1 protein-coding gene is annotated in these 595 nt (G+C 77.0%); it reads right to left on the reverse strand.

Annotated elements, in window-relative coordinates; all coding sequences use genetic code 11:
- On the reverse strand, positions 1-595 hold a 595-nt coding region (locus ESO86_RS18340; RefSeq protein WP_242492457.1), incomplete at both ends, for an FGGY-family carbohydrate kinase.

Genomic DNA, 595 nt, shown 5'->3' on the forward strand with positions numbered 1-595 from the left:
CGCCTGCCGCGCCGCGCCGTCCGCGACGTACTCGCCGGGGGCCGGCACGACGACCGGGACGTCGATCACCTGCGTCGCAGCGACCCTCACGGCGGGGTTCTGCGCGGCACCGCCGATGAGCAGGATCCGCTGCACGTCGACGCCCTGCCGGCGCACCGCGTCGAGCCCGTCGGCGAGCCCGCACAGCAGGCCCTCGACCGCGGCGCGCGCGATCGACGGGCGGGTCGTGTTCGCGAGCGTCAGCCCGGAGAACGAGGCGGTCGCATCCGGGAGGTTCGGCGTGCGCTCGCCCTCGAAGTACGGCACGAGCACGGCGCCGGATGCCCCGGGCTCGGCCTCGAGCGCGAGTCGGCCGAGCTCGGCGTGGTCGACGCCGAGGAGCCCGGCGGTCGCGTCGAGGACGCGCGCGGCGTTCAGGGTCGCGATCAGCGGGAGGAAGCGCCCGGTGGCGTCGGCGAAGCCGGCGACGGTGCCCGACGTGTCGGCCACCGGGGCGTCCGTGACGGCGAACACCGTGCCGCTCGTGCCGATCGAGACCACGACGTCGCCGGATGCCGCGTCCAGCCCGAGCGCGGCGCCGGCGTTGTCGCCGGCG

Origin of the sequence: Agromyces binzhouensis, assembly GCF_004135055.1 — a bacterium.
GTDB classification, from domain to species: Bacteria; Actinomycetota; Actinomycetes; order Actinomycetales; family Microbacteriaceae; genus Agromyces; species Agromyces binzhouensis.